18 protein-coding genes are annotated in these 23930 nt (G+C 29.9%); 12 read left to right on the top strand and 6 right to left on the bottom strand.

Features of this window, described 5'->3' with window-relative positions:
- Positions 1-113 precede the first annotated feature (113 nt).
- The gene (locus L8V79_RS00200) at positions 114-1364 is read left to right on the top strand and encodes an MFS transporter (protein ID WP_263663202.1); all 1251 of its coding nucleotides are present in this window, start codon (positions 114-116) and stop codon (positions 1362-1364) included.
- Positions 1361-3370 (top strand): CocE/NonD family hydrolase, encoded by a 2010-nt coding sequence (locus L8V79_RS00195; RefSeq protein ID WP_263702049.1) that lies wholly within the window; start codon positions 1361-1363, stop codon positions 3368-3370. The genes L8V79_RS00200 and L8V79_RS00195 overlap by 4 nt, the downstream gene beginning before the upstream one ends.
- Positions 3371-3400: 30 nt before the next feature.
- Here L8V79_RS00195 and L8V79_RS00190 read toward each other — a convergent pair whose 3' ends face one another.
- A complete protein-coding gene (locus L8V79_RS00190) occupies positions 3401-6913 on the bottom strand; it encodes an acyl-[ACP]--phospholipid O-acyltransferase (RefSeq protein WP_263702048.1) in 3513 nt (1170 codons plus the stop codon).
- A gap of 69 nt (positions 6914-6982) precedes the next feature.
- The gene (locus tag L8V79_RS00185; RefSeq protein WP_263702047.1) at positions 6983-7591 is read right to left on the bottom strand and encodes an NAD(P)H-dependent oxidoreductase; all 609 of its coding nucleotides are present in this window, start codon (positions 7589-7591) and stop codon (positions 6983-6985) included.
- A 127-nt stretch (positions 7592-7718) separates the two neighbouring features.
- On the opposite strand from L8V79_RS00185, the gene L8V79_RS00180 reads away from it, so the two are divergent.
- The 4 genes from L8V79_RS00180 (at position 7719) to gltS (ending at position 13446) form a co-directional block, all read left to right on the top strand.
- On the top strand, positions 7719-8852 hold the full coding sequence (locus L8V79_RS00180) for an efflux RND transporter periplasmic adaptor subunit (RefSeq protein WP_263702046.1): 1134 nt from the start codon (positions 7719-7721) through the stop codon (positions 8850-8852).
- Entirely contained in the window at positions 8849-10780 is a 1932-nt protein-coding gene (locus L8V79_RS00175; RefSeq protein WP_263702045.1) for an ABC transporter permease, read from the top strand. Before L8V79_RS00180 ends, L8V79_RS00175 begins: the two co-directional genes overlap by 4 nt.
- A 1-nt stretch (position 10781) precedes the next feature.
- The gene (locus L8V79_RS00170; protein WP_263702044.1) at positions 10782-12122 is read left to right on the top strand and encodes a TolC family protein; all 1341 of its coding nucleotides are present in this window, start codon (positions 10782-10784) and stop codon (positions 12120-12122) included.
- A gap of 115 nt (positions 12123-12237) precedes the next feature.
- Positions 12238-13446 carry a sodium/glutamate symporter gene (gene gltS / locus L8V79_RS00165; RefSeq protein ID WP_263677566.1) on the top strand — a complete coding sequence of 403 codons (1209 nt, stop codon included), beginning with the start codon at positions 12238-12240 and terminating at the stop codon, positions 13444-13446.
- Positions 13447-13468: 22 nt separating this feature from the next.
- On the opposite strand, the gene nth is transcribed toward gltS, so the two are convergent.
- Positions 13469-14095, bottom strand: a complete 627-nt coding sequence (gene nth, locus L8V79_RS00160) for an endonuclease III (RefSeq protein ID WP_263702043.1) — start codon at positions 14093-14095, stop codon at positions 13469-13471.
- Between the two features lie 79 nt (positions 14096-14174).
- Here nth and L8V79_RS00155 point away from each other — a divergent pair, with 79 nt between their 5' ends.
- From L8V79_RS00155 to L8V79_RS00135, 5 genes are all read left to right on the top strand, one after another.
- Positions 14175-14990: a major antigenic peptide/PpiC-type peptidyl-prolyl cis-trans isomerase gene (locus L8V79_RS00155; RefSeq protein ID WP_039618453.1), complete on the top strand. Its 816-nt coding sequence runs from the start codon at positions 14175-14177 to the stop codon at positions 14988-14990.
- Entirely contained in the window at positions 14990-16054 is a 1065-nt protein-coding gene (fbaA, locus tag L8V79_RS00150) for a class II fructose-bisphosphate aldolase (protein ID WP_258107514.1), read from the top strand. Before L8V79_RS00155 ends, fbaA begins: the two co-directional genes overlap by 1 nt.
- 75 nt (positions 16055-16129) lie before the next feature.
- On the top strand, positions 16130-17461 hold the full coding sequence (locus tag L8V79_RS00145; protein WP_039626332.1) for a MotA/TolQ/ExbB proton channel family protein: 1332 nt from the start codon (positions 16130-16132) through the stop codon (positions 17459-17461).
- The gene (locus L8V79_RS00140) at positions 17448-18398 is read left to right on the top strand and encodes an OmpA family protein (protein ID WP_263702042.1); all 951 of its coding nucleotides are present in this window, start codon (positions 17448-17450) and stop codon (positions 18396-18398) included. Before L8V79_RS00145 ends, L8V79_RS00140 begins: the two co-directional genes overlap by 14 nt.
- On the top strand, positions 18385-19269 hold the full coding sequence (locus L8V79_RS00135; protein ID WP_263702041.1) for a 1-aminocyclopropane-1-carboxylate deaminase/D-cysteine desulfhydrase: 885 nt from the start codon (positions 18385-18387) through the stop codon (positions 19267-19269). Before L8V79_RS00140 ends, L8V79_RS00135 begins: the two co-directional genes overlap by 14 nt.
- Here the strand turns inward: L8V79_RS00135 and L8V79_RS00130 are convergent.
- Positions 19240-20604: a sodium-dependent transporter gene (locus L8V79_RS00130; RefSeq protein ID WP_263702040.1), complete on the bottom strand. Its 1365-nt coding sequence runs from the start codon at positions 20602-20604 to the stop codon at positions 19240-19242. The genes L8V79_RS00135 and L8V79_RS00130 overlap by 30 nt on opposite strands.
- A gap of 102 nt (positions 20605-20706) precedes the next feature.
- On the opposite strand from L8V79_RS00130, the gene L8V79_RS00125 reads away from it, so the two are divergent.
- Positions 20707-21882: an NAD(P)/FAD-dependent oxidoreductase gene (locus tag L8V79_RS00125; RefSeq protein ID WP_263702039.1), complete on the top strand. Its 1176-nt coding sequence runs from the start codon at positions 20707-20709 to the stop codon at positions 21880-21882.
- Here the strand turns inward: L8V79_RS00125 and L8V79_RS00120 are convergent.
- Complete coding sequence (locus L8V79_RS00120) at positions 21875-22174, bottom strand: 3-alpha domain-containing protein (protein WP_263702038.1); 300 nt, start codon at positions 22172-22174, stop codon at positions 21875-21877. The genes L8V79_RS00125 and L8V79_RS00120 overlap by 8 nt on opposite strands.
- A 24-nt stretch (positions 22175-22198) precedes the next feature.
- On the bottom strand, positions 22199-23890 hold the full coding sequence (gene dsbD / locus L8V79_RS00115; RefSeq protein WP_263702037.1) for a protein-disulfide reductase DsbD: 1692 nt from the start codon (positions 23888-23890) through the stop codon (positions 22199-22201).
- Positions 23891-23930 lie beyond the last annotated feature (40 nt).

Genomic DNA, 23930 nt, shown 5'->3' with positions numbered 1-23930 from the left:
AATTATCTTAAGTGTGTAAAAAAATATATCAATTTAAAATTTTTATGCAAAATTATCTATATTTAGATTAAAAAATAAAAAAATCATATATAGTATAAAAAAGGAGGTTTTTAATGTATGAAAATAAAGAACAAAGTTTAAAAAATAATTTTTTTACATTATTGTTATTATCTTTTTGTGGATCTATTATTTATGGTTTGCCTTATTTTAGAAAATATTATTATGATGATTATATGAGTCTTTATCATTTAAATAATTTTGAAATGGGCCTTTTGGGTAGTGCTTATGGCTTACTTGGTTTGTTTTCTTATGCCTTAGGAGGATATTTAGCAGATCGTTTTGCGCCAAAAAAATTATTGATTTTTTCTTTAATTGCTACAGGACTTGGTGGTTTGTTGCATTTATATTTTACTTCTTTAAATGCACTTTTGATTATTTATGGAATTTGGGGGATTACTTCATTATTAACTTTTTGGCCTTCTTTGATGAAAATAGTAAGAAGTTTGGCAAATTCTAAAGAGCAAGCAAAAGCTTATGGAATTTTTGAAGGTGGTAGAGGTGTTGTTGGTGCTGCACATTTGGCTATAGCTACAAGTATTTTTGGATATTTTCAAACAAAAGCTTTAGCCGCACAAGGTATAGAAATGGTTATTATTTTTTATTCTATAGCTCCTATTGCAAGCGCTGTTTTATTATTTTTTCTTTTAAAAGATGAGGTTAATGAACAAAGCGAGAAGATTAAAATCAAAGATTTAGTTTTTCTTTTGAAAAATTCTGCTCTTTGGCTTGTGGTTGCTATTACTTTTTGTACCTATTTTTTTAATATGAGCTTTTATTATTTTACTCCTTATGCAAGTAATGTGATAGGAGCTTCTGCTGTTTTTGCAGCTATTTTAACAGTATTAGCTCAATACATTCGTCCTGTTTCTTCTGTGGTAGGTGGGTTTATAGCAGATGGATATGGAAAGGCTAAAATAATGATGATAGGCTTTATTTTAATGGGAATTGGTGTTATTTTTTTAATGCTTAGTTCAAAATTAAATGGATTTTTGCAAATGAGCGTTTTAACTTCTGCTTGTGTGGTAATTTATGTAGCTATGTATTCTAATTTTGGAATTTATTATTCTTTACTTAGTGAGGGAAAAATTCCTATTCATTTAGCAGGTATGGCCATAGGTATTGTATCTACTTTTGGATATTTACCTGAGGTTTTTGCACCTTTGCTTGCTGGAGATTTATTAGATAGATATCCAGGTGTAAAAGGTTTTCATATATATTTTACTATTATGATAGCTATGGCTATTTTGGGTGTAATGTTTTGTTTGATTTGGATTAAAAAATACAATAAAAAGGAGATGAAATGAAAGAAATTATTCTTGATTTTAAAAACAAGGTTAAAGTGATAGAAAATGAATGGATAGTTTTAAAAGATGGCACCAAGCTTTCATCACGAATTTGGCTTCCTCAGGTTGAAGAAAAAGTTCCTGCTATATTAGAATACATTCCTTATAGAAAAAATGATGGAACAAGGGGCAGAGATGAGCCTATGCACGGATATTTTAGTGGTAATGGCTATGCGGTTGTTAGGGTTGATATTAGAGGAAGTGGGGAATCTGATGGTTTATTAGAAGATGAATATTTAAAACAAGAACAAGATGATGCCTTAGAAGTCATTGAGTGGATTGCAAAGCAAGAATGGTGTGATGGGAATATTGGTATGATGGGTAAATCTTGGGGTGGCTTTAATTCTTTACAAGTTGCAGCAAGAAGACCTAAAAATTTAAAAGCAATTATAGTAGTAGGTTTTACTGATGATAGGTTTAATGAGGATATTCATTATAAAGGTGGATGTTTACTTAATGATAATTTTTGGTGGGGTAATATTATGCTTGCATATCAATCGCGCTTTGTTGATCCAAAAATTGATTCAAATGGTAGAAATAAATGGCTCAATAGGCTTGAGAATATGCCTTTATGGCCCGCATTGTGGCTTGAGCATACTTTAAAAGATGATTATTGGAAGCATGGATCTGTTGGAGAAAATTATGATGATATACAAGTTCCTGTTTTTGCATTAGATGGGTGGGCTGATTCTTATACTAATCCTGTTTTTACTCTAATGAATGCTTTGAAAGTTCCAAAAAAAGCTATCGTTGGTCCTTGGGCTCATGTTTATCCTCATGATGGATCTCCTTTGCCTGCAATGGGTTTTTTACAAGAAGCACTTAAATGGTGGGATAAATGGCTTAAAAATGAAGAAAACGATGTGCTTGAAGCTCCTATGATACAAGCATATATTGAAAATAGCTCTAAGCCAAATTCAAAAACAGAGAAAGTAGAAGGTCGTTTTGTTGCTTTAAATGATTTTAAAAATGATATTAGCTATAAAAAATACTATTTAAATCCGTATAAACTAACATGCAAAAAATCAAGTGAATTTATCAAAATTAACACTCCATTAAATCATGGGCTTTTATCCGGAGAGTGGATGGGGGCTGGTGTTTTAGGAGAAAGTCCTAGTGATCAAAGGTTGGATGATGGGATGGCAGTTGTTTTTGAAAGTGATTTTTTAGAACAAGATTTAGATATTTTGGGTTTTCCGGTTTTAAATGTAAAAATTGCAAGTGATCAAGGAAAAGCTATGCTCTTTGCTCAGCTTAGTGAAGTTAGAGCTGATGGTTTTGTAAAAAGAGTAAGTTATGGAGTGATCAATCTTGCATTAAGTGATGATAAAGAGCAATTTATACCTTTAAAAAAAGATGAATTTATCCAAAAGCAAATCAAACTTGATGCTTGTGGATATAGATTTGGCAAGGGTTCTAAGATAAGATTATCATTAGCAAATTCTTTTTGGCCTATGTTTTGGCCTATGCCAAAAATTTCAACCTTGACTTTGGATTTAAATGAGTGTGAATTTAATTTGCCATGTTTTAATGGACAAAATAGTAATAAAATCAATATGCAAGCACAAAGTGCTCCTTTAACTCCAATAACACTTTTAGAAGAAGGTAGGGTAGATAGAAGCATTTCTTATGATATTTTAAACGATACTTGGACTTGTATTACAGATGGTGTTGGCGGAGTTTTTGGAGAAGGTGTTTATAGGTTTGATGAGGTTGATGTTTTAGTAAAGCATAATTTAAAAAGAGAATTAAAACTTCAAAATGAAAACCCATTAAGCGCGCAATATACCATTACTCAAACAATGCAAATAGGACGTGAGGGTTGTATGATGGAGGCTGATATAATCTTAACACAAACTAGTGATTTGGAGTATTTTTATATTAAGGGAAAAATAGCAGTCAAAGAAAACGATAAACTTGTTTTTGATAAAAAATATGATTATAAAACTAAAAGAAATAGTTTGTAAAATTTCCCAAAGTAAAATTTACTTTGGGGATTAATTTTCTTGCAAGATTTTAGCTAAATCTTTAGCACCTTTTAAATCCACTTTGCCAGAACCTAAAAGTGGAATTTGTTCTACTTTAAAATATCTACTTGGTTTAAAAATAGCAGGCATAGTAGAGTTTTTAATCGCTTCACAAATTCCTTCAAAATCTTGCTCTTGACATTCTACTAATAAGCATACCATTTCACCTTTTTTATTATCATCTAGTGCCACTGCGCAAAATTTTACTATATCTGTATTGATAAATTTAGCAATTTCTTCTTCTAAAGCTCCTAAAGATATCATCTCACCACCAATTTTTGCAAAACGAGAATAACGATCTACTATATATAAAAAGCCATCCTCATCTACATGACCTTTATCGCCGGTATTATACCAGCGTATGCCATCGATTTCTTTGATAACTTCACCGGTTTTTTCTTTATTGTTTAAATAACCTACCATAACCTGATGGCCACCAATGAGTATTAATCCATCTTCTCCATGATTTAAACTTTCATAAGTAGATGGATCTACTATGCGTATAGCACTTCCTGGTAAAGGCATACCTACACTACCTTCTTTATTTGCACGGTGTAAAATCCAATAATCAGGATCAAATTTATTCGGTAAATTTACACTTGCAACCGGAGTGGTTTCAGTAGCTCCATAACCTTCAAAAATAGGTTTTTTAAATTTCATTTCAAAGGCGCTTCTTACTTCACTTTTGAGTTTTTCAGCACCTGAGACGATAATCCTTAAGCTTTCAAACATAATCGCATCAAGTTTTTTATTTCTTGCATAAATACCTAGAAAAGTTGAAGTAGCACACATAATGCTAACATTATTTTTTACTATAGCTTTTGCTACACCTAGTGCATCTGTTGGATCAGCATGTGTTATGCTTTTAATCCCTTCTAATAAAGGCATAAAAGTAGTTACAGTTAATCCAAAAGCATGAAAAGGCGGTAAAGAAGATAAGACAACATCTTCATTTTTTGCACATAATACATCTGAAATTTGGGCTATATTGCTTAAAATATTACGATTATTTAGCATTACTCCTTTTGGTGTTCCCTCGCTACCACTACTAAATAATATAGCAGCTATGGCAAGGTTTTGTTTATTAGGCGCAAATAATGCTTTTATCAAACAAGTAGGTAAGATACTTACTAAAGCAAGCATAGAAAAGATTTTGAGTTTTTGTCTTTTAAAGTTTGCGATAATATCTTCCATAAAAATGATTCTAATATGCTCTTCAAATTCTAGTTTTATACCTTTATTTTCTAATTTTTCCATAAATTTTCTAGAAGTATAAATTTGTTGAATTTGAGAACTTTGAATGGCTTGATTAATTGCTTTTATACCTGCTGTGAAGTTTAAATTTACTACGATTTTATTTGCAAGCAATACAGCTAGATTGCAAAGAGAACTAGCCATAGAAGCAGGGAGTAAAATTCCTATACATTCTTCTTTTGGAGCATAGCTTCCTTGGGTAGGTTGTATATTTAACTCATGTGATTTATTTTTTATAAAAGAGCTGAAAACCAAACTTAAAGCAAGCATTTTTCTATAGGTAATACCACCTATTAAAGGATCAACAATAGCTATTTGACTTAAATTTCTTTTAGCGCTATCTATCCAAGCTCTGGCTATAGTATGCATACTTTCACATTGAGATTTCCAAGCAATAAAAGAAAGTTCAAAAACTTTTGTTTTAACCACTTCTTTTTTAGTGTGTATTGGCAAGCTTTTTCCAAAAGCAATAGCGATTTTTCTTTTGCTTATTTTGCGGTTTCTTGCTGAAAATTCTTCATCACTTCTTGAAAAAGCACTTCCCCAAAGTCCTCTAATATAAAAAGGCAAAATCACTCCATCTTGTTCTTCTAATTTTGAGCAAACTAACTCAAATCCACCTTTAAATTCATTAAGCTGCCCATGGCGTGAAAGTACTCCTTCTGGGAAAAGACAAACTAAATTTCCGTTTTTAATATGCATAGCAATAAGCTCTAAGCTTGATTTACTAGAAGCACTTGAAACAGGAATAACTCCAAATTTATCAAGAAAAATTTTAATATACCACTTAGAATAAATGCTTTTTTCCATAACAAAATAAATTTTTCTTGGTATAGCCATTTGCACAATAGCCCAATCTATAAAAGATATATGATTACCAAGTAATAATGCTCCACCTTTTTCAGGAATATTTTCAAAACCTTCTACTAATAAACGATAGCGTTGAAAAAACGCTATACTCATTAATAAACGCACTAAAGAAAAAGGCAATTTACTTAACACATAAATGCTTCCAAAAAATGCCACAGCGATGATAAAATAAAACAAATTTATCACTTCAAATTCAGCATAAGCAGCAAAAGTAGCTAGTGCTAAAAAGCCTAACATAAAAATATTTTGTATGAAATTATTTCCTGCTAAGACTTTTCCTAGTTCATTTTCTTTTGCATGAAATTGTATGAGAGAATTTAAAGGTATGATAAAAAATGCCCCGCTTAAACCAAAAATAAAAAACACTACACTATAACTTAGTAAGTTTTCTAAAAACGGCATTAAAATACTCATTAGAAAAATTCCTAAGGCACCTAGTGGTATAAGACCTAATTCGATGTAATTTTTAGAGAATTTACCACTAATAAGCGATCCTATAATCACTCCTATGCCAGAAAAAGCTAAAGAGCATTGTACATAAAAGGTATTTTCTACGAAAAGATCATTTTTTGCATATACAGGAAAACTCACTAAGTAAAGTTGTGATATGGCCCAAAAAAGTGAAATTCCTACAATGCAAAGCCAAATGATTTTATGAGAAAATATTGTTTTTAAATTAGAGGCTAAAAGTTTTCCTTGGAAATATTGTTTTTTGTCAAAACTTAAACTTTTATCTTCTTCTTTTAAACAAGGAAGTTTATAAGCTAAAAAAAGTTCTAATAAAGCAAAAGCTATTAATACAAAACCCAAAGGTGTAATTTGTATTAAAATATTTGAAGGAGTGTTAAAATTTGGATCAAAAAGCATTTCAAAGCTTAGAGAAAATACCGCCATACCCGCTAAAATAGCCACAATACTTACTGCGTTTACAGCTCCATTTCCCATAGCTAAAAGCTCTTTTCCTACTAATTCTTTTATAAAACCATATTTTGCAGGAGAGTATAAGGCAGATTGTACTCCCATGATAAAAGTCATTACAAAAGCAAGCCAAAATGCTCCAAGATAATAACACAAACAAATAATACAAGTTAATATTACTGAAAATAATGCAGATATTTTCATGATTTTATTTTTAGGAAATTTATCTGCTAAGAATCCAGAAGGTGAAAGCATAAGGATAAAAGGTAAAAGCATCAAAGCATTAACAATGGCAGTTAAAAAAAGTTGGGTGCTATCTTCATAAAATTTATAAATGGTATTTTGTATAATGATTTTGTGCCCTAAATCCACAAAAGCATTAATAAAAGCCACTGCTAAAAATGGCAATACGCCAAAAATATTTAAGAAATTTCTTTGCATTAAAAACTCCATTTTATTTTAAAAATATTATTCTATTATATAAAATTTAAATGGAGTTTTGATATTTGATTAATCTTTAAATTCTACTACTTCATTAAATGCAAAACGAATTTTTTCTACGCTAGTATTTTCTTGGGTATATCCTAAGGTAATGAGCATAGATACTCTTTGCTTGGTGGTGTCTAAATTTAAATATTGATTGATTTTATCTTTATCAAAGCCACCGATGATACATGAGCCCAAATTTAAACTATAAGCAGCATTGATAATATTTGCAATAGCAAGATAGCTTTGTTCTTTGGCATAAATAAAACTTTGTTCTAAATCCATTGCATCTAAAAATGGCTTATAAGTTTGCAAGCGTTTGTTTAATTCTTCTTGACTTAAACCTCTCTTTTTTAGTTTTTCTTCAAAATAATCTTTAAAATCAGCCCTTGAAATTACAACTATAATAGCAGCGCAATTTGCTACATGGCTTTGATTGCTAGCTATTTTGGCAATTTCTTTTTTATGTTCATCTTTTTGAAAAACTAAGAATTTCCAAGGTTCAAGTCCTAAGGAGCTAGGAGATAATCTAGCACATTCTAAGATATATTCTAAATTCTCTTTAGAAATTTTTTCTTGGGTGTAAGCTCTAATAGAAGAGCGATTTTGCATTAAATTTAAATAATCTTGCATTATTTTTCCTTTTTTTGATTTATCTTATATCTTATAAGCTTTAAAATTGTTAAAATTATATTTTATTGTTACAATTTTATTTTTACTTCATACAAATGTTTTATTATATGATTTTTAAAGGATTAAAATGAAAAAAATAATTTATTTAAGCATATTTTTGATTTTACTCATTATAGGGGTGTATTTTTTCTTTTTTGCAAATAAGGAAGAATATAATTATCTAACTTATGAGGTTAAAAAACAAGACATCACTCAAAGTATAGAAGCAATTGGTGAAGTTTATGCAAAAACCCAAGTTGATGTTGGTGCACAAGTTAGTGGGCAAATTACTAAACTTTATGTAAAATTAGGTGATCATGTTAATGAGGGTGATTTAATCGCACAAATTGATAAAGATAAGCAACAAAATGATTTAGATATTACCAAAGCTCAGCTTGAAAGTGCAAAGGCAAATTTAGAAAGTAAAAAAATTGCTCTTGATATAGCTACTAAACAATACCAAAGAGAGCAAAAGCTTTATGCTAAAAAGGCTACCTCTTTAGAAAATCTTGAAAATCTTAAAAATACTTTTTATGCCTTAAGAGCAAATGTAGCTGATTTAAAAGCTCAAACTACTCAACTTGAAATTTCTTTAAAAAATGCTCAAAAAGATTTAGCTTATACTACTATAACTGCACCTAGTAAGGGTGAGATTATCAATGTAGCGGTTGAAGAGGGGCAAACTGTAAATGCAAACCAAAATACACCAAGTATAGTGCGCTTGGCTGATTTAAGTGAAATGGAAATTCGTATGCAAATAGCTGAAGCTGATATTAATAAAATCAGTGTTGGAAAAAAGGTAAAATTTAGCATTTTAAATGAGCCTGATAAAAAATATGAAGCAACTATTTCAAGTATAGATCCAGCAAATACTACCATAAGTGATGCAACAAGCAATACAAATTTAAACTCAAACTCAAGTACTAGCACTAGCGCTGTATATTATTATGCAAGGGTTTTTGTAAAAAATGATAATAATTTTTTACGCATAGGTATGAGCACAGAAAATGAAATTGCTATTAAAACAGAAAATAATACTTTAGTTATACCAACTTTGGCTATAAAAAGTGATACAAGTGGTTATTATGTAGAAATTTTAAAAGCAAATAATATAAGCGTGAAGACACCTGTTAAATTAGGTATTAAAGATAGTTTAAATACTCAAATTTTAGATGGTATTAATGAGGGTGATTTAGTTATCATAGGTAAAAATAAAAAATGATACGCTTAGAAAATATACAAAAAAAGATTAATAATACAACTATTTTAGAAAATATTAATCTTTATATTCAAAAAGGGGAATTTGTAGCTATTATAGGGCAATCAGGAAGTGGTAAAACCTCTCTTTTAAATATTATAGGCACACTTGATGAACCAAGTAGTGGAAAATATTTTTTAGATGCATATGAAGTTACAAATTTAAGCAAGGATGAAAAAGCAAGGATTAGACGTGAAAAAATAGGTTTTATTTTCCAAAGATATAATTTGCTTAGTCTTTTAAATGCTAAAGATAATGTAGCCTTACCTGCTGTTTATGCAGGAAAAAACAAACAAGAAAGATCGCAAAAGGCTAAGGAATTACTTTCTTTTTTAGAGCTTGATCATAAAGAATTATCAAAGCCAAATGAACTAAGCGGGGGGCAACAGCAAAGAGTTTCTATAGCAAGAGCTTTGATGAATGGTGGTGAGCTTATTTTAGCAGATGAGCCAACGGGTGCGCTTGATTCTAAAAGCGGTAAGATAGTTTTAGAAATTTTAAATAAACTAAACGATCAAGGACACACTGTAGTTTTAGTCACTCATGATAGAGAAATAGCTGCTAGAGCAAAAAGAGTTATAGAAATTAAAGATGGTAAGATTATAAGCGATAATGGTGCAAAAAAAGCAGACGAAATAAAAGCTAAGTTAATGCCAAAAGAGAAAAAAAGCTTTAATTTGCTTAAAAATCAGCTTTTTGAAAGTTTAAAAATGTCCATAACTTCCATTGTAGCACACAAGCTACGCTCTTTGCTTACTATGCTTGGTATTATCATAGGCATAGCTTCAGTAGTTTGCGTGGTTGCTTTAGGACTTGGAGCCCAACAAAACATACTTGCTTCTATTAGTTCTATCGGGACTAATACCATAGAAGTTGTTTCAGGGCGTGGTTTGGGAGATATTCGATCAGGTAAAACAAGGCTAAATTTAAGTGATTTAAAAACCTTAAGTTCTTTGCCTTATTTAGAAGCAGTAGAAGCAGATGTGGGTAAAGTAGGGGTTGTAACTTATAAGAATAATTCTTTGCAGGCTAGAATTTACGGAGTAGGGCCAAATCATCTAAGACTTAGAGGTTTTGTGATGGTAGATGGTAGGTTTATTAATAATGAGGATATAAAAGATAATACTAATATTTGCATTATAGATGAAAATGCTTTGAGAATTTTATTTGATAATATCAGTGCTAAAGATGTTTTAGGTAAAAGCGTGATTTTTAACAAGCAACCTTTAACCATAGTTGGAGTTTTAAAAAAAGAAAGAGATAATAAAGGCTTTAGAGCTGATGAAAATACCATTAAAATTTATACTCCTTATTCTACTTTGATGAATAAAATCACAGGAGATAAGCAAATAAGAGCTATAGTAACTAAGGTAAAAGATGAGGTAAATCCTGCTTTAGCTGAAGAGGCTATGGTAAAAATTTTAGAGATTAAACGCGGAAAAAAAGATTTTTTCACTATAAATTCTGATGCAATTAAAAATGCTATTGAAGAAAATACTGCTACTTTGACTTTACTTATTTCTTCTATTGCGGTAGTGTCTTTAATAGTAGGTGGTATTGGTGTGATGAATATCATGCTTGTTTCGGTAAGTGAGCGTACAAGGGAAATTGGAGTTAGAATGGCTATTGGAGCTAGAAAAGAAGATATTTTGATGCAGTTTTTAATTGAAGCTGTGTTGATTTGTTCTTTAGGGGCTATTTTTGGAGTAATGCTTTCTTTTGTTATCATTGAAGTATTTAATTCTTTAAATTTTGGTTTTACGATGATACTTTCATTAAATTCAGTATTTTTAGGGCTTTTAAGTTCAGTTTTAATCGGAGTGGTTTTTGGATTTTTCCCAGCAAAAAATGCAGCAAATTTAAATCCTATTAGTGCTTTATCAAAGGAATGAGATGAGAATATTTTTATTATTTTTTATAGTCTTTTTTTTAAATGCTTGTGTAGGAGTAAAATTAGAGCAAGTATCTCAAGAGCAAATAAAAAAAGAATATTTTGAAGATTTTAATGCAAGTAAGGCTTGGTGGGAAAAATATAACAATCAAGACTTAAATAATATCTTAAAAGCTATTATTGATAATAACAAAGATTTAAACGTAGCAAGAGTTAATTTTTTAAGCACTTTAGCTAGATATAAGCTTTTAAATTTAGATCTTTATCCTACTTTGAGTGGAAATTTAGGTGCAAATATAAGAAAAAATTTAAACAATGGTACAGAAATGCATAGTTTCTCAAATGGCATTATGTTAAATTATGAGCTTGATATATATGGCAAAATCTCAGATCAAGTTGCTAGTTCTGAATTTTTAGCAAAAGCAAGCGAATATGAGTTACGCTCTTTGGAACTTGATACGATTAATTTAGCAATTAATAGTATTTTTGAATTGATTTATTTTAATGATGTAGATCGCTTGCTAAACAATCATTTAAAAAATCTTGAGCAAATGCTAGAAATTTATACTACTAAATTTGATTATGGCAAGGTTGAGTATATTGATCTTTTAAATATCAAAAAGTCTTTATTAAATACTAAACAAAATATCATTACAAATTTGCAAAATAAAGACTTAACACTTAAAAATATAAAAGATTTACTAGGTAAAGATGATGAGCGTTTGATTAATAAAATGCTAAATTATACCCTTGAAGATTTTTCATTGCAAAAAATTAATTTTGATATAGAGTTAAAAATGCTTGCTTATAGACCACAAGTTCAAGCAAAACTAAATCAACTTATGGCTTCTTATAAAGATTATATAAGTGTGCAAAAAAGCATTTTACCTAGTATAAAAATATTAGGAAATTTAGATGGGAGTGATAAAAATTTTGATGAGAGTTTTAAATTTTTAATCTTAGGTGGAAATGTTGTTATTGACTTACCATTTTTGGACTTTTATAGAGTAAGACAAAATGTAAAAATTTCTGAATTTGCATACCAAGCACGCTTATATGAGTATAAAGATGCATTGCAAAGAGCCATTCATGAGTTTAAACTTTGTTATGAGAACGATAAATACTACAACGATTTGTTAAATTTAGTAAAAGACATTAATACTAATCAAGCAAAAATTACACAATTATATTTTGAAAAATATGAACTAGGGCGTAATGAGCTAAAAGATTATCTTGATGCGGACGCTTTGCTTATTAATTCATTCCAAGAGCTTAGTAGAGCAAAACTATCTTTGCTTAAAAATATTAATTTGTATCATAATATAGTATTAATTTCAGAGTAGAAAAGACTTAAAAATGTTTCATTTTGTAATATTTTAAGTAAAGAATAATATTTATTTGCGTTGTTTTAAAGTCATTTAGAATACAATTGATGAATAAATCAAACAAAGGAGAGGTATGAAATTTGATTTTTATGCAACACTAGTTACTATGGTTATAGTATTGCTTTTGGGCGTTTTTGTCATTAAAAGGGTAAAATTTCTTCGTGATTATAATATCCCTGAGCCAGTTGTTGGTGGTGGAATAGCTGCGATTATTCTTTTAATCTTGCATAGTTCTTTTTCATTAAATATTAAATTTGATGAATCTATGAAAGATCCGCTAATGCTTGCATTTTTTTCAAGTATTGGTTTGTTGGCTGATTTTGCTTCATTAAAAAAGGGTGGCAAAAAGTTAGCAATTTTTTTAGTAGTAGTTGTAGGCTTGCTTTTTGCTCAAAATATAGTTGGTATAGGTGTGGCAAGTGCTATGGGGCAAAATCCACTAATGGGACTTATAGCAGGTTCTGTTACAATGAGTGGTGGCCATGGAACAGGTGCAGCTTGGGCGGCTGAATTTATTAAAGAACCTTATTTGTATTCTAGTGCAACTACTGTTGCTATTGCTTGTGCGACTTTTGGGCTTATCTCAGGTGGTATCATAGGTGGACCTGTTGCAAGATATTTGGTTAATAAATACAAATTAGTAGTTCCAAAACAAAATGATGATAAAGATGCGATTTTAAATTTCCAATCTCCAGAAAAAGAAAGATTAATCACCCCATCTTCTTTTATAGAGTCTTTAGCATTGATTGCTTTATGTTTATTAATAGGTAATGCTTTATCTACTTATATTAAAACAAATACAGGTTTTACTTTACCAACTTTTGTGTATTGTCTTTTTGTGGGTGTTGTTTTAAGAAATGTTTTATCAGCTACAAAAATTCATCATGTGTTTGATAGAGAAGTATCAGTTTTAGGTAATGTAAGCTTGTCTTTATTCTTGGCTTTAGCGTTAATGACTATTAATCTTTGGGATCTAGTAACCCTTGCGCTACCGATGCTAGTAATTTTAGTAGTACAAGTTGCTATGATGGCTGCTTTTGCTATATTTGTAACCTTTAGAGTATGTGGAAAAGACTATGATGCAGCAGTTTTAGCAGCAGGACATTGTGGTTTTGGTTTAGGTGCTACTCCAACAGCTATGGTAAATATGCAAACTGTAACAAATCACTATGGTATGAGCCATATGGCATTTATTATTGTGCCTTTAGTAGGTGCATTTTTCATAGATATAGTAAATGCTTTAGTGATTAATGCTTTCTTATATCTACCATTCTTTCATTAAAATCATCTAGCACTATTTAGTGCTAGATTAACTTTTTATCTTTGCTCTTACATAAATGATTTAAAAAACACTCTTTACATAAAGGATTTTTAGCCTTGCATGTATAGCGTCCAAAAAGCACCATAGCTTGATGAAGATAGTTTAGATTATCTTTAAAAATTTTAGTTAAGTCTTTTTCTGTTTCTTCAGGGGTTTTGGCTTTGCTAAGATTAAGTCTGTGTGAAACTCTAAATACATGAGTATCTACAGCCATACAATTAGCCCCGCACCATTCTATCATTACTACATGTGCAGTTTTTTGTCCTACTCCTGCTAGAGTTTTTAAATCTTGCTCATTCATAGGAATTTCACCATTAAATTGCTCGCAAACTGCTTGAGCCATTTTGATTAAATTTTGTGCTTTATTATTATAAAATGAGCAAGAATTAATCAAAAGCTTCAAAGATGATAAGTTTGCCTTAGCTAAATCTTGTACGCTAGGATAAGCTTCAAATAAAGCCGGTGTGATGAGATTAACCCTTTTATCAGTACATTGAGCTGAAAGCATAACACAAACTATAAGTTCATAAGCATTACTAAAAACTAATTCTGTTTTTGCCTCTCCAAAATGCTCTAAAAATAATTTTTTAATTTCTAAATTTCTTTTCATAAACTTATTGTATGTTAATCGGCTTTAAATAAAGTTTAGATATAATAAAATCAACAAAACTATTTCAAAAGGAAAAACAATGAAAAAAATTTCTTTAGTTGCTGCGGCTTTGCTAACAGGTTTAAGTTTAAATGCTGCGGTGGTTGCAACCCTTGATGGAAACAATATCAGCGATACAGAAGTGAATGAATTTTTTGCTCCTATGTTAAGAGGTGCTAAAATCACTGATTTGCCAGCTGAACAAAAAAAAGCAATTATTGATCAATATATCGTTCAACAACTTGTATTAAAAGATGCTAAAGCTCAAAAAATAGAAAATGATCCTTCATATAAAGAAGAATTAGAGCGTGCTAAAGAAGCTATTTTGGTAAATATCTACCAAAAGAAAATTTTTGATTCAATTAAAAATAATGATGCTAAAGCTAAAAAATTCTATGAAGCAAATAAAGATAAATTCACTAAACCAGCTCAGGTAAAAGCTAAGCATATTTTGGTAACTAGCGAAAAAGAAGCTAAAGATATTATTGCCGAGCTTAGTAAGCTAAGTGGAAAAGCTTTAAATGATAAATTTGCTCAACTTGCAAAAGAAAAATCAATCGACAAAGGTTCTTCAGCTCAAGGTGGTGATCTTGGTTGGTTTGCTGAATCAACTATGGTAAAACCATTTGCTGATGCAGCTTTTTCTATGAAAAAAGGTACTATTTCTAAAACACCTGTAAAAAGTGATTTTGGATATCATATTATCTTAAAAGAAGATGCTAGAGCAAAAAGTACTATGAGCTATAATGAAGTAAAAGCAGGTATTGAAAGCAATATTAAAATGGAAGAATTTAAAGAACTTATGAATAAAAAAGCTCAAGAACTTCTTCAAAAAGCAAAAGTGGAATACAAATAATGGGCGTATTAGATCTTGTTAAGCCAGGTGTTTTGAGTGGTGATGATCTAAATATCGTATATAATCATGCAAAAAAAGAAGGATTTGCTATCCCTGCGGTAAATGTCGTGGGGACAAATTCTATTAATGCGGTTTTAGAAAGTGCTAAAAAAGTTAATTCACCTGTGATTATTCAATTTTCAAATGGAGGAGCTAAATTTGTAGCAGGAAAAGCTTGCCCAAAAGCTGATGTGCTTGGTGCTATAAGTGGTGCAAGACATGTGCATTTAATGGCAAAAGCTTATGGAGTTCCGGTGATTTTACACACAGATCATGCTGCTAGAAAACTACTTCCTTGGATTGATGCTTTGATTGAAGCAAATATTGAGTTTAAAAAAGAAACAGGCAAACCTTTGTTTAGCTCTCATATGATTGATTTAAGTGAAGAGGATTTAGAAAGCAATCTAAGCACTTGTGAAAATTATTTAAAACAAATGTCTGAACTTGGAATTTCTTTAGAGCTTGAGTTAGGATGTACAGGCGGTGAAGAAGATGGAGTAGATAATACTAATATCGATAATGCAAAATTATACACCCAGCCTGAAGATGTAGCGCTAGCTTATGAGAGACTTTCTAAAATTAGTGATAGATTTTCAATTGCAGCTAGCTTTGGTAATGTACATGGAGTATATAAACCAGGAAATGTGATTTTAAGGCCTGAAATTCTTAAAAACTCTCAAAATTATGTAAAAGAAAAATTCAATCTTGGTGAAGAAAAACCAATCAATTTTGTTTTCCATGGTGGCAGCGGTAGTGATATAGAAGATATCAAAGCAGCACTTAGCTATGGTGTGATTAAGATGAATATTGATACAGATACTCAATGGGCTTTTTGGGATGGTGTTAGAGAATATGAGCTTAAAAATAAAGCTTATTTGCAAGGACAAATTGGTAATCCTGAAGGCGATGATAAGCCAAATAAAAAATACTATGATCCAAGAGTATGGCTTAGAGCGGGCGAAGAGAGTATGATCAAGCGCTTAGAGTGTGCTTTTAGTGATTTAAATTGTATCGATAGAAACTAAGAGTTTTATAACTCTTAGTTGATTTTCCTGTGAAGATTTCAAATTTTTAGAGTAAAATTAACAAAGGTTTATAAAATGGAAGTTAAAACAACTGATGATTTTTCTGATCTTGTATTGCCTGAGGGAAAAGGTAGTACAGGAATTGTTGCTTATTTAAAGATTATTTTTATCCCTGCTATATTGTATATTTTAGTGCTTTTAGGGTATTTTGGAAAGATTGATTTTAAAGTAGAATTACATAGCGTTGTAATGATAGGGATTATCTTTTTAGTGGCTTTGATCTTTGCTAGACATAGTGCTGATTATGCTTCAAGTATTTTTGAGCAACAAAAAGATGAGTTTAAGCTGATATTAAAACGCTATATTATGAAGCATTTTTTAGTTATAGGTAAAGAAACAAAGTCAAATGCTAGTTTTGATGATTTTGCTTATGCTTATGTGAAAGATTTGAGAAATGAAAATTTTGCTTCTGTAGGTGCAGCTATTTTTCCTATGCTTGGTATTTTAGGAACTTTTATAAGTATAGCCATGTCTATGCCAAATTTTAATTCAAGCGACACAGCAGGTTTAGAACAAGAAATTTCAGTTTTATTAAATGGAGTAGGAACAGCCTTTTATGTATCAATTTATGGAATTTTCTTAGCACTTTGGTGGATATTTTTTGAAAAATACGGCAGCAGTAAATTCCAAAAACTTCTTAATCGTCAAAAAAATGCAACAAGCGATTTTTTCTGGTCTAAAGAAGAAATTGATAGAAAATATCTTCAAGAAAGTTTGCAACATTTTGAAAAAATAGGCACGATTTTTGAGCATGTGAGTAATGAGGAATTTTTTAAAGAACTAGATAATACAATAGATAGAAAATTCAAAGTTTTTCAAGAACTTGTAAATGCTGAGGAAAAAGCTGTAAGATTAAGCAGTGAGCATGTAAAACAAACTATGAGTGATTTATCTAAAACCCAAAGAGAGCAAAAAGATATAGTTAAAACTTACAGCGAAATCGCAAATGCGGTAAATATGCTAAATTCAAACATAAAAGATTTAACTTTAAGAATTTCAGAGCAATACAACAGACTTTTAGATGTGAGTTCAGATAAGATTGTGCATTTAGATAAAAGTGTGAGTGCTTTAGATGAAAAGGTGAATAATTTTTCAAATAATATTGAAAAATATCAAAATCTTATGCTCGATAATCAAACTAAGCTTTTTGAAGGCTTTAGGGCAAGTATTATAGAAGGTATGCATACTTTTAAAGAAGCTTATGAAGATGAAAAAAATATTGACGAAAAAATTTCACTAATGCAAGAATTTAAAGAAGAAAGCAAAGAATTAGATGAGCAAACCACACAAGTTATTGCAAAACTTGAAAATCAAAAAGAAGATGAAAAAATAGATGATAAAAAATAATTCTAACAATGAAGAAAATAATTTTTGGATCGCTTATGCAGATTTAATGGCGGGCTTGCTTTTTATATTTATTTTGCTTATTGGAGCTATAGTTGTTAAGTATGTTTTAACTCAAAGTGATTTGCAAATCATAAAAGAAAATCTGCAAAAACAAGAAGAGCGCTTAAGAGAGAACAAAGAAGAATTAAACCAAAAAGAAGATATTTTAAAAAATCTTAGCCAAAAATTAAATAATACTTCAAGCACGCTTGATGATGTTAATAAGCAAAAACAGGCTTTAGAGGCTAATATTACTAAACTCAATCAAGATTTAAATTCAAGTTTGGATGAAAAAGATCAACAAATTTTTGCTTTACTTGAGAGATTAAACAAAAAAGATGAAGAAATCAAAGAATTAGAGCGTAATTTTGATGAGGTAAAAAGTAAAATCAAAGAACTAGGTTTAATCAAAGAAAATACCATTAAAAATCTTCAAGCTAAATTTGACACTAATATTACCTTAGATTCTAATACAGGGGCGATAGTTTTACCTTCTGAAGTGCTTTTTGATACAAATTCTTTTACGCTAAAAGCTCAAGCAAAAGAGAATTTAAAAGCGATTTTAACGCAGTATTTTGACAATATTTTAAAAGATGAAAATATCTTAAATAGCATAGAAAATATAGTCATAGAAGGTCATACAGATAGTGCAGGTTCTTATATATATAATCTTGATTTATCACAAAAAAGAGCTTATGCTGTGATGAGTTTTATACACTCATTTTACAAAGATCCAAGATTGCAAAAACTTTTAATGGCAAGTGGTAGGTCTTATTCTGATGTGATTATGAAAGATGGTAAAGAAGATAAAGAAGCAAGCCGTAGAATAGAGATTAAGTTTAATATCAATACAAATAATGCTTTAGAAAAGGTTGAAAAATACCTTGATAGCAAGTAGAATTGATGTTTTAAAATACAAAGATTTTGAATTTTTACTCAAAAGAGATGATTTACTAGGTTATATCAATGGAAATAAGGCTAGAAAACTAGCCTTTTTTGAAAAAAACAAACATTTATTTAAAAAAGGACAAAGATTTATTTCTTTTGGTTCTTCTCAAAGTAATGCTTTAGTTGCTTTAGCTAAGTTTTGTTACGAAAATGATTTTTCACTTATTTTTGTTTGTGAAAAAATTAGTTCTTTTTTAAAAGAAAATCCCCATGGAAATTTAGAATTTGCATTAAAATACAATGTTGAGTTGATAGAAAATACAAACTATCCTACAAGAAGATTACAAGCTTTAGCCTTAAAAAAAGATGATGATATTTTTATAGAAGAGGGTGTGGCTATAAAAGAAGCTGAATTTGGATACCAACAACTAGCCTTAGAGCTTAGTGAACAGTTGAATGAAAATGTAAGTATTTTTTTACCCTCAGGTACAGGAACTTCTGCGGCTTTTTTGGCTAAACATAGTAAATTTAAAGTTTTTACATGTGCTTGCGTAGGCGATAGTGCGTATTTAAAAGAGCAAATTTTAAGCTTAGAGCCAAATTATGATTTTAATAATTTAACCATACTAAATCCACCTAAAAAATATCATTTTGCTAAGCCTTATTTGGAATTTTATGATCTTTATCAAGATCTAAAAAAAGAATGTAGAGTGGAGTTTGATTTGCTTTATGATATGGTGGGTTTTAAAACTTTATTAGCTCATAAAGAGCAATTTGGTGGAAAAATCTTATATATCCATCAAGGAGGCCTTGAAGGAAATATAAGCATGTTAAAGCGTTATGAGTATAAATTAAAAAATTCCAAAATAAAAAATCACTAAGATAATCAAAGGTATGATAAACTTAACATAGTAATACCATAGTTTAAAAATACTTCCTTTTAGAGTATTTTGATTAGAAAGTTCATAAATAGCATCTTTTTTAAGTACCCAACCTACATAAATACAACAAAAAAATGCGGTTAAAACAAAGAATATATTTCCACTAATAAAATCAAAGCTATCAAAAATATTTTTTCCTTTGATGATGGTAATATCTCTTAAAGGACCATAAGTAAGTATGCATGGTAAATTTCCTAAGACAAAAATGCTTCCAAGTGTTAGATTGATAGCAGTATTTTTAGCTAGTTTAAATTTTTCTTCCAAAACACTGATGATTACTTGATAAATTGGCAAGCTTGTAGTAAGTGCAGCGATGATTAAAAGTAAAAAGAAAAACACACAAATTATACTTCCAAAAGGTATATGTGAAAATGCAACAGGTAAGGTTTTAAAAACTAAAGATGGCCCACTATCAGGGGTTAAACCTACGCTAAATAAAGCTGGAAAAATCATAAAACCAGCAAGTACTGCTATGAGGGTATTTAAAATTCCTGTATAAACAGAAGTTTTGATTAAATTCTCATTTTTCTTAAGGTGAGATGATAAGGTTATCATTACACCAAAGCCTAAAGATAGGGCAAAAAATACTTGTCCTAAAACATCTATAAACAATTTAGGAGTGATTTTGGAAAGATCAGGAGTAAGGTAAAATTTCACGCCCTCACTTGCTCCTTCAAGAGTTAAATTACGTGCAACAACAACCAAAAGGCAGATAAATAAAAATGGCATAAGGTATTTTACTGACTTTTCTATGCCATCAATCACACCTTTTTTTAAGATAATCCAGTTAATTATCACAAATATAGTAGTAAAAATTCCTATTGATAAAGGATTATTTTCTATGGTAGAGCTATAAAATTCGCTTGTATATTGAGCATTAATGGGACTTGAAAGATTAAAATCACCTATGATGATTTTAAAAATATAAGTCAAAACCCATCCACCTATTACCATATAATAAGCCATGATCCCAAAACTACCTAAAAGTCCCATGTAGCCAACACCTTGCCAAGAATTGGATATTTTAACCCCATCACTTGTTTTTCCGCCAAAAGCATCGACTGAATTTAGCATTCTGCGTCTTCCTATAACATTTTCAACCAAAATCACAGGAATTCCTATAAAAATCATAGCTATACAAAAGGCTAAAACATAAGCACCGCCTCCATTTTCACCTACTAAGTATGGAAAACGCCAAGTGGCTCCAAAACCAATAGTCGCTCCTGCTACTGTAAGGATATAAGTTAGCGTATTGCTCCAAGTTTGTCTTTGCATACTTTTTCCTTGCTAAATTTAAATAAAAAATATTTTAAGATAAAAAATAATACCATTATGCCAAATTTTTATTTATTTTTTTATCAAATTAAAGGAAAATCCATGCAAAAAAAGAAAATTTTGTTTTTAGGTGCAGGATATGCTACTTTATCGGCTATAAAAGCCTTACCTGATGAGTTTTTTGAAAAAGCACAAGTGAGTTTAATTAATAACAATTCTTATCATTATCATACTATTTTACTACACAAAGTAGCTTCCAATGAAGATATTTATAGTTCAAAATATGATCTTTTGCCTTTGTTAAATCCAAAAATTAACTTTATCCAAGATGAAGTTTTAAAAATTTCTAAAGACAAAGTTTTTACTAAAAATAATGAATTTGACTTTGATATTTTAGTATGTGGGCTTGGTTTTGCTAAAGAAACTTTTGGTATTAAAGGTATGCAAGAATATGCTTTGAGTATAGATAATTATGAAAATGCTTTAAAAATTAATGAAATAATATATAAGAAAATAAAAAATTATAAAACCACTCAAAATGAAGATGATTTAAAAATCACAGTTTGTGGTGGGGGCTTAAGCGGGGTTGAATTTATAGCTTCTTTAGCTAAAGAGCTTAAATTCTTTTGCCAAAAAGAGCAAATTGCTTATGAGAAATTAGAACTTTCTATTATTGAAGCTATGGATCAAATTTTACCTATGTTTGATAAAAGTATGGCTTTAAAAGCAAGGCAAAGGTTAGAGATACTTGGTGTGAAAGTATATGAAAAATCTAAAATCATAGAATGTGAAAAAAATGGCATAAGACTTGATGGGGGAGAATTTGTTAAAGCTAATACTATCATTTGGACTGCAGGGGTTAGGGGTAATAGCGTTATAGAAAATAGCTCAGATTTTCCAAGTGCAAGATCGCGTATAGAAGTAGATGCTTTTATGCATCCTTTAAATGTTGAAAATCCATCAAAATACTTTTTTATAGGCGATAATAGTTTATTTAAAAATCCTAAAACCAACACTCCTTATCCTCCAACAGCCCAGCTTGCATTAAGAGAAGGAGCTTATGTAGCCAAAGCTTTAATGGCTATGATCGATGAGAAAGAATTTAAGCAAGAATTTTCTTTTATAAGTGGGAATACCGTTTGTTCAATCGGAAATGATTATGCAGTTGGCACAGTTTTGCATAAGCCAATTAGTGGTCTTTTGGCAATAAAACTTAAAATTTTTATAGAAAAACTATGGCAATATCAGCTTATAGGGATAAAAGGATTTTTTAAATAAACATATAAGAATCATCATAAGTATGATTTAATCTAGCCTGAATACTCTCTTTCCATCCTTTTGCTAGGGTGGAAATTTTTTCTAATTTTTCTAAAGAATTTGAATTTTTAAAAGGATTAAAAAATAATTGATTTAACTCCATAATGCTTAAATTAGTTTCATCTTTTTGTAAGATTTTGATTTTGTCATTTTTGTTTATTATGCCTTCTTTTAAGACTCTATAATACCATCCAGTTCTTCCACTTTTGAAAATTTCTTGAGTGAAATTTATTATAGTTTTTGATTTTGCCAATTTGCAAAGATTTAATAGAACTCATCAAGGAACTTTACTTAAAAAATCATTTGCATCTACATAGCCTATAATACGTCCTTTTTCCTCACCTTTGTTAAAAAATATCATCACAGGAGGTCCAAAAACTCCAAATTCTTTCATAAGAGCTAAATCTTCTTGGTTATTATGTGTTACATCTGCTTTTAAAAGCGTGTAATTAGCAAGCAAATTTTGTACTTTTGTATCTGTAAAAGTATATTCTTCTAAGAGTTTGCAGTTTTCACACCAAGTAGCTGTAAATTCAAGCATGACTGGTTTGGTAGAATTTTGTAATTCTTGCTTAAGTTCTTTTAAGTTTTTAATGGTTTTAAAACTTAAACTAGAGTTATTTTCTTTTGAAGCAAGGTTAAACTCAAGAGGTTTTAGTAAGCTTTTTGAACCCATTGATCCGCCTAAAATTAGACTTAAACTATAAGCTAAAATTAAAATCATACTTGCTTTTTTAAATTTATCAAAATTAGTTTTTGCTTCATCAAATAGCCCCATAAAGCTAGCAAAAAATACCCCTATAATCCCATAAAGCATTAAAATGATATTTGCACTAAGTATTCTTTCTAGCATCCAAACTGCCATGATGAGCATGATAAAACCAAAAAAAATCTTTATCTTAAGCATCCAAGCTCCGCTTTTTAAAAAACTTCCTCCAAGTCCTATTAAAAGTAAAGGCATGCCCATACCAAAACTCATCACAAATAAAGAAAGTCCTCCTAAAAATACATCGCCACTATTAGTAATGTAAAGCAAAGCCCCTGCTAAAGGTGCAGCCACGCAAGGTCCTACAATAAGAGCTGATAAAAAGCCCATGATAGCTATACCAAAAACCCCGTTTTTGCCTTCTATTTTTTTATTAATAAAATTTTGAAATTTAAGTGGTAGTTGTAATTCATAAAGGCCAAACATGGAAAGTGAGAGCAATACAAAAATGCCAGCAAAAGTAATGATAATCCAAGGTTGTTGCAATAAACCTTGTACATTAGCTCCTGCAAGACCTACTAAAGCACCTGCTATAGCATAAGCTAAAGACATAAAAAAGACATAGATAAAAGATAAATAAAAGCTATGTTTTTTAGATGGTTTATCTTTGAGCTTCATTGCGATTAATGAAGAAAGAATAGGTATCATTGGTAAAATACAAGGAGTAAGTGCTAATAATAAGCCATAACCAAAAAAAGTTAAAAGCGTGATAAATATATTTTGTGTGCTTAAATCATTAGCAATTTGCTCATCTTCATTTTGCTTTTTAAATTGATCTTTAGTGGATTTTATAGTATAAATTCCATTTTGTTTATTAAGTTCATAATTTACATATACAGGACGATAGCATAAACCTTCTTCTGAGCAACCTTGATAAGCTAGGGAAAGTTTTGCTTTGTTATTTTTAATAAAATCATCTAATAATAATTGAGGTATAAAAAGTTCAAGTTGGTTAAAGATTACTTCTTTGTTTTCTCTCGTTTGAGTTTGTGGGAAATTTAATAAAGAAGTAATATCATTAGAGTCTAATTCTACTTTGATTTGATCTTTGTAAAGATAAATTCTATCTGCGAGATTGATTTTTAAAAAAATTCCTTGATTGTTGCTATGGGTATTGAGTTTAAAAGCTTCATTGAGTGATAATACTCCATTATTAGCAAAAGCTAAATTGAAAAAAATAAAAAATACCGCCAAAAAACGCATTTTTCTCCTTGAAATTGAAAATTAAATTTGTTTTATTTTA

Origin of the sequence: Campylobacter sp. IFREMER_LSEM_CL2194, assembly GCF_025771685.1 — a bacterium.
Classification (GTDB): Bacteria; Campylobacterota; Campylobacteria; order Campylobacterales; family Campylobacteraceae; genus Campylobacter_D.
The sequence above is the reverse complement of the archived record's forward strand: the minus strand, read 5'-3'. Positions and strand labels throughout refer to the sequence as shown.

Excerpts from the sequence above, each read along its gene's own strand:
- L8V79_RS00200 (WP_263663202.1), top strand. The coding sequence starts at position 114 with ATGTATGAAAATAAAGAACAAAGTTTAAAAAATAATTTTTTTACATTA.
- L8V79_RS00175 (WP_263702045.1), top strand. The coding sequence starts at position 8,849 with ATGATACGCTTAGAAAATATACAAAAAAAGATTAATAATACAACTATT.
- gltS (WP_263677566.1), top strand. The coding sequence starts at position 12,238 with ATGAAATTTGATTTTTATGCAACACTAGTTACTATGGTTATAGTATTG.
- L8V79_RS00140 (WP_263702042.1), top strand. The coding sequence starts at position 17,448 with ATGATAAAAAATAATTCTAACAATGAAGAAAATAATTTTTGGATCGCT.
- L8V79_RS00170 (WP_263702044.1), top strand. The coding sequence starts at position 10,782 with ATGAGAATATTTTTATTATTTTTTATAGTCTTTTTTTTAAATGCTTGT.
- dsbD (WP_263702037.1), bottom strand. The coding sequence starts at position 23,890 with ATGCGTTTTTTGGCGGTATTTTTTATTTTTTTCAATTTAGCTTTTGCT.
- L8V79_RS00130 (WP_263702040.1), bottom strand. The coding sequence starts at position 20,604 with ATGCAAAGACAAACTTGGAGCAATACGCTAACTTATATCCTTACAGTA.
- L8V79_RS00185 (WP_263702047.1), bottom strand. The coding sequence starts at position 7,591 with ATGCAAGATTATTTAAATTTAATGCAAAATCGCTCTTCTATTAGAGCT.
- L8V79_RS00155 (WP_039618453.1), top strand. The coding sequence starts at position 14,175 with ATGAAAAAAATTTCTTTAGTTGCTGCGGCTTTGCTAACAGGTTTAAGT.
- nth (WP_263702043.1), bottom strand. The coding sequence starts at position 14,095 with ATGAAAAGAAATTTAGAAATTAAAAAATTATTTTTAGAGCATTTTGGA.
- L8V79_RS00180 (WP_263702046.1), top strand. The coding sequence starts at position 7,719 with ATGAAAAAAATAATTTATTTAAGCATATTTTTGATTTTACTCATTATA.
- L8V79_RS00125 (WP_263702039.1), top strand. The coding sequence starts at position 20,707 with ATGCAAAAAAAGAAAATTTTGTTTTTAGGTGCAGGATATGCTACTTTA.
- L8V79_RS00195 (WP_263702049.1), top strand. The coding sequence starts at position 1,361 with ATGAAAGAAATTATTCTTGATTTTAAAAACAAGGTTAAAGTGATAGAA.
- L8V79_RS00145 (WP_039626332.1), top strand. The coding sequence starts at position 16,130 with ATGGAAGTTAAAACAACTGATGATTTTTCTGATCTTGTATTGCCTGAG.
- fbaA (WP_258107514.1), top strand. The coding sequence starts at position 14,990 with ATGGGCGTATTAGATCTTGTTAAGCCAGGTGTTTTGAGTGGTGATGAT.
- L8V79_RS00190 (WP_263702048.1), bottom strand. The coding sequence starts at position 6,913 with ATGCAAAGAAATTTCTTAAATATTTTTGGCGTATTGCCATTTTTAGCA.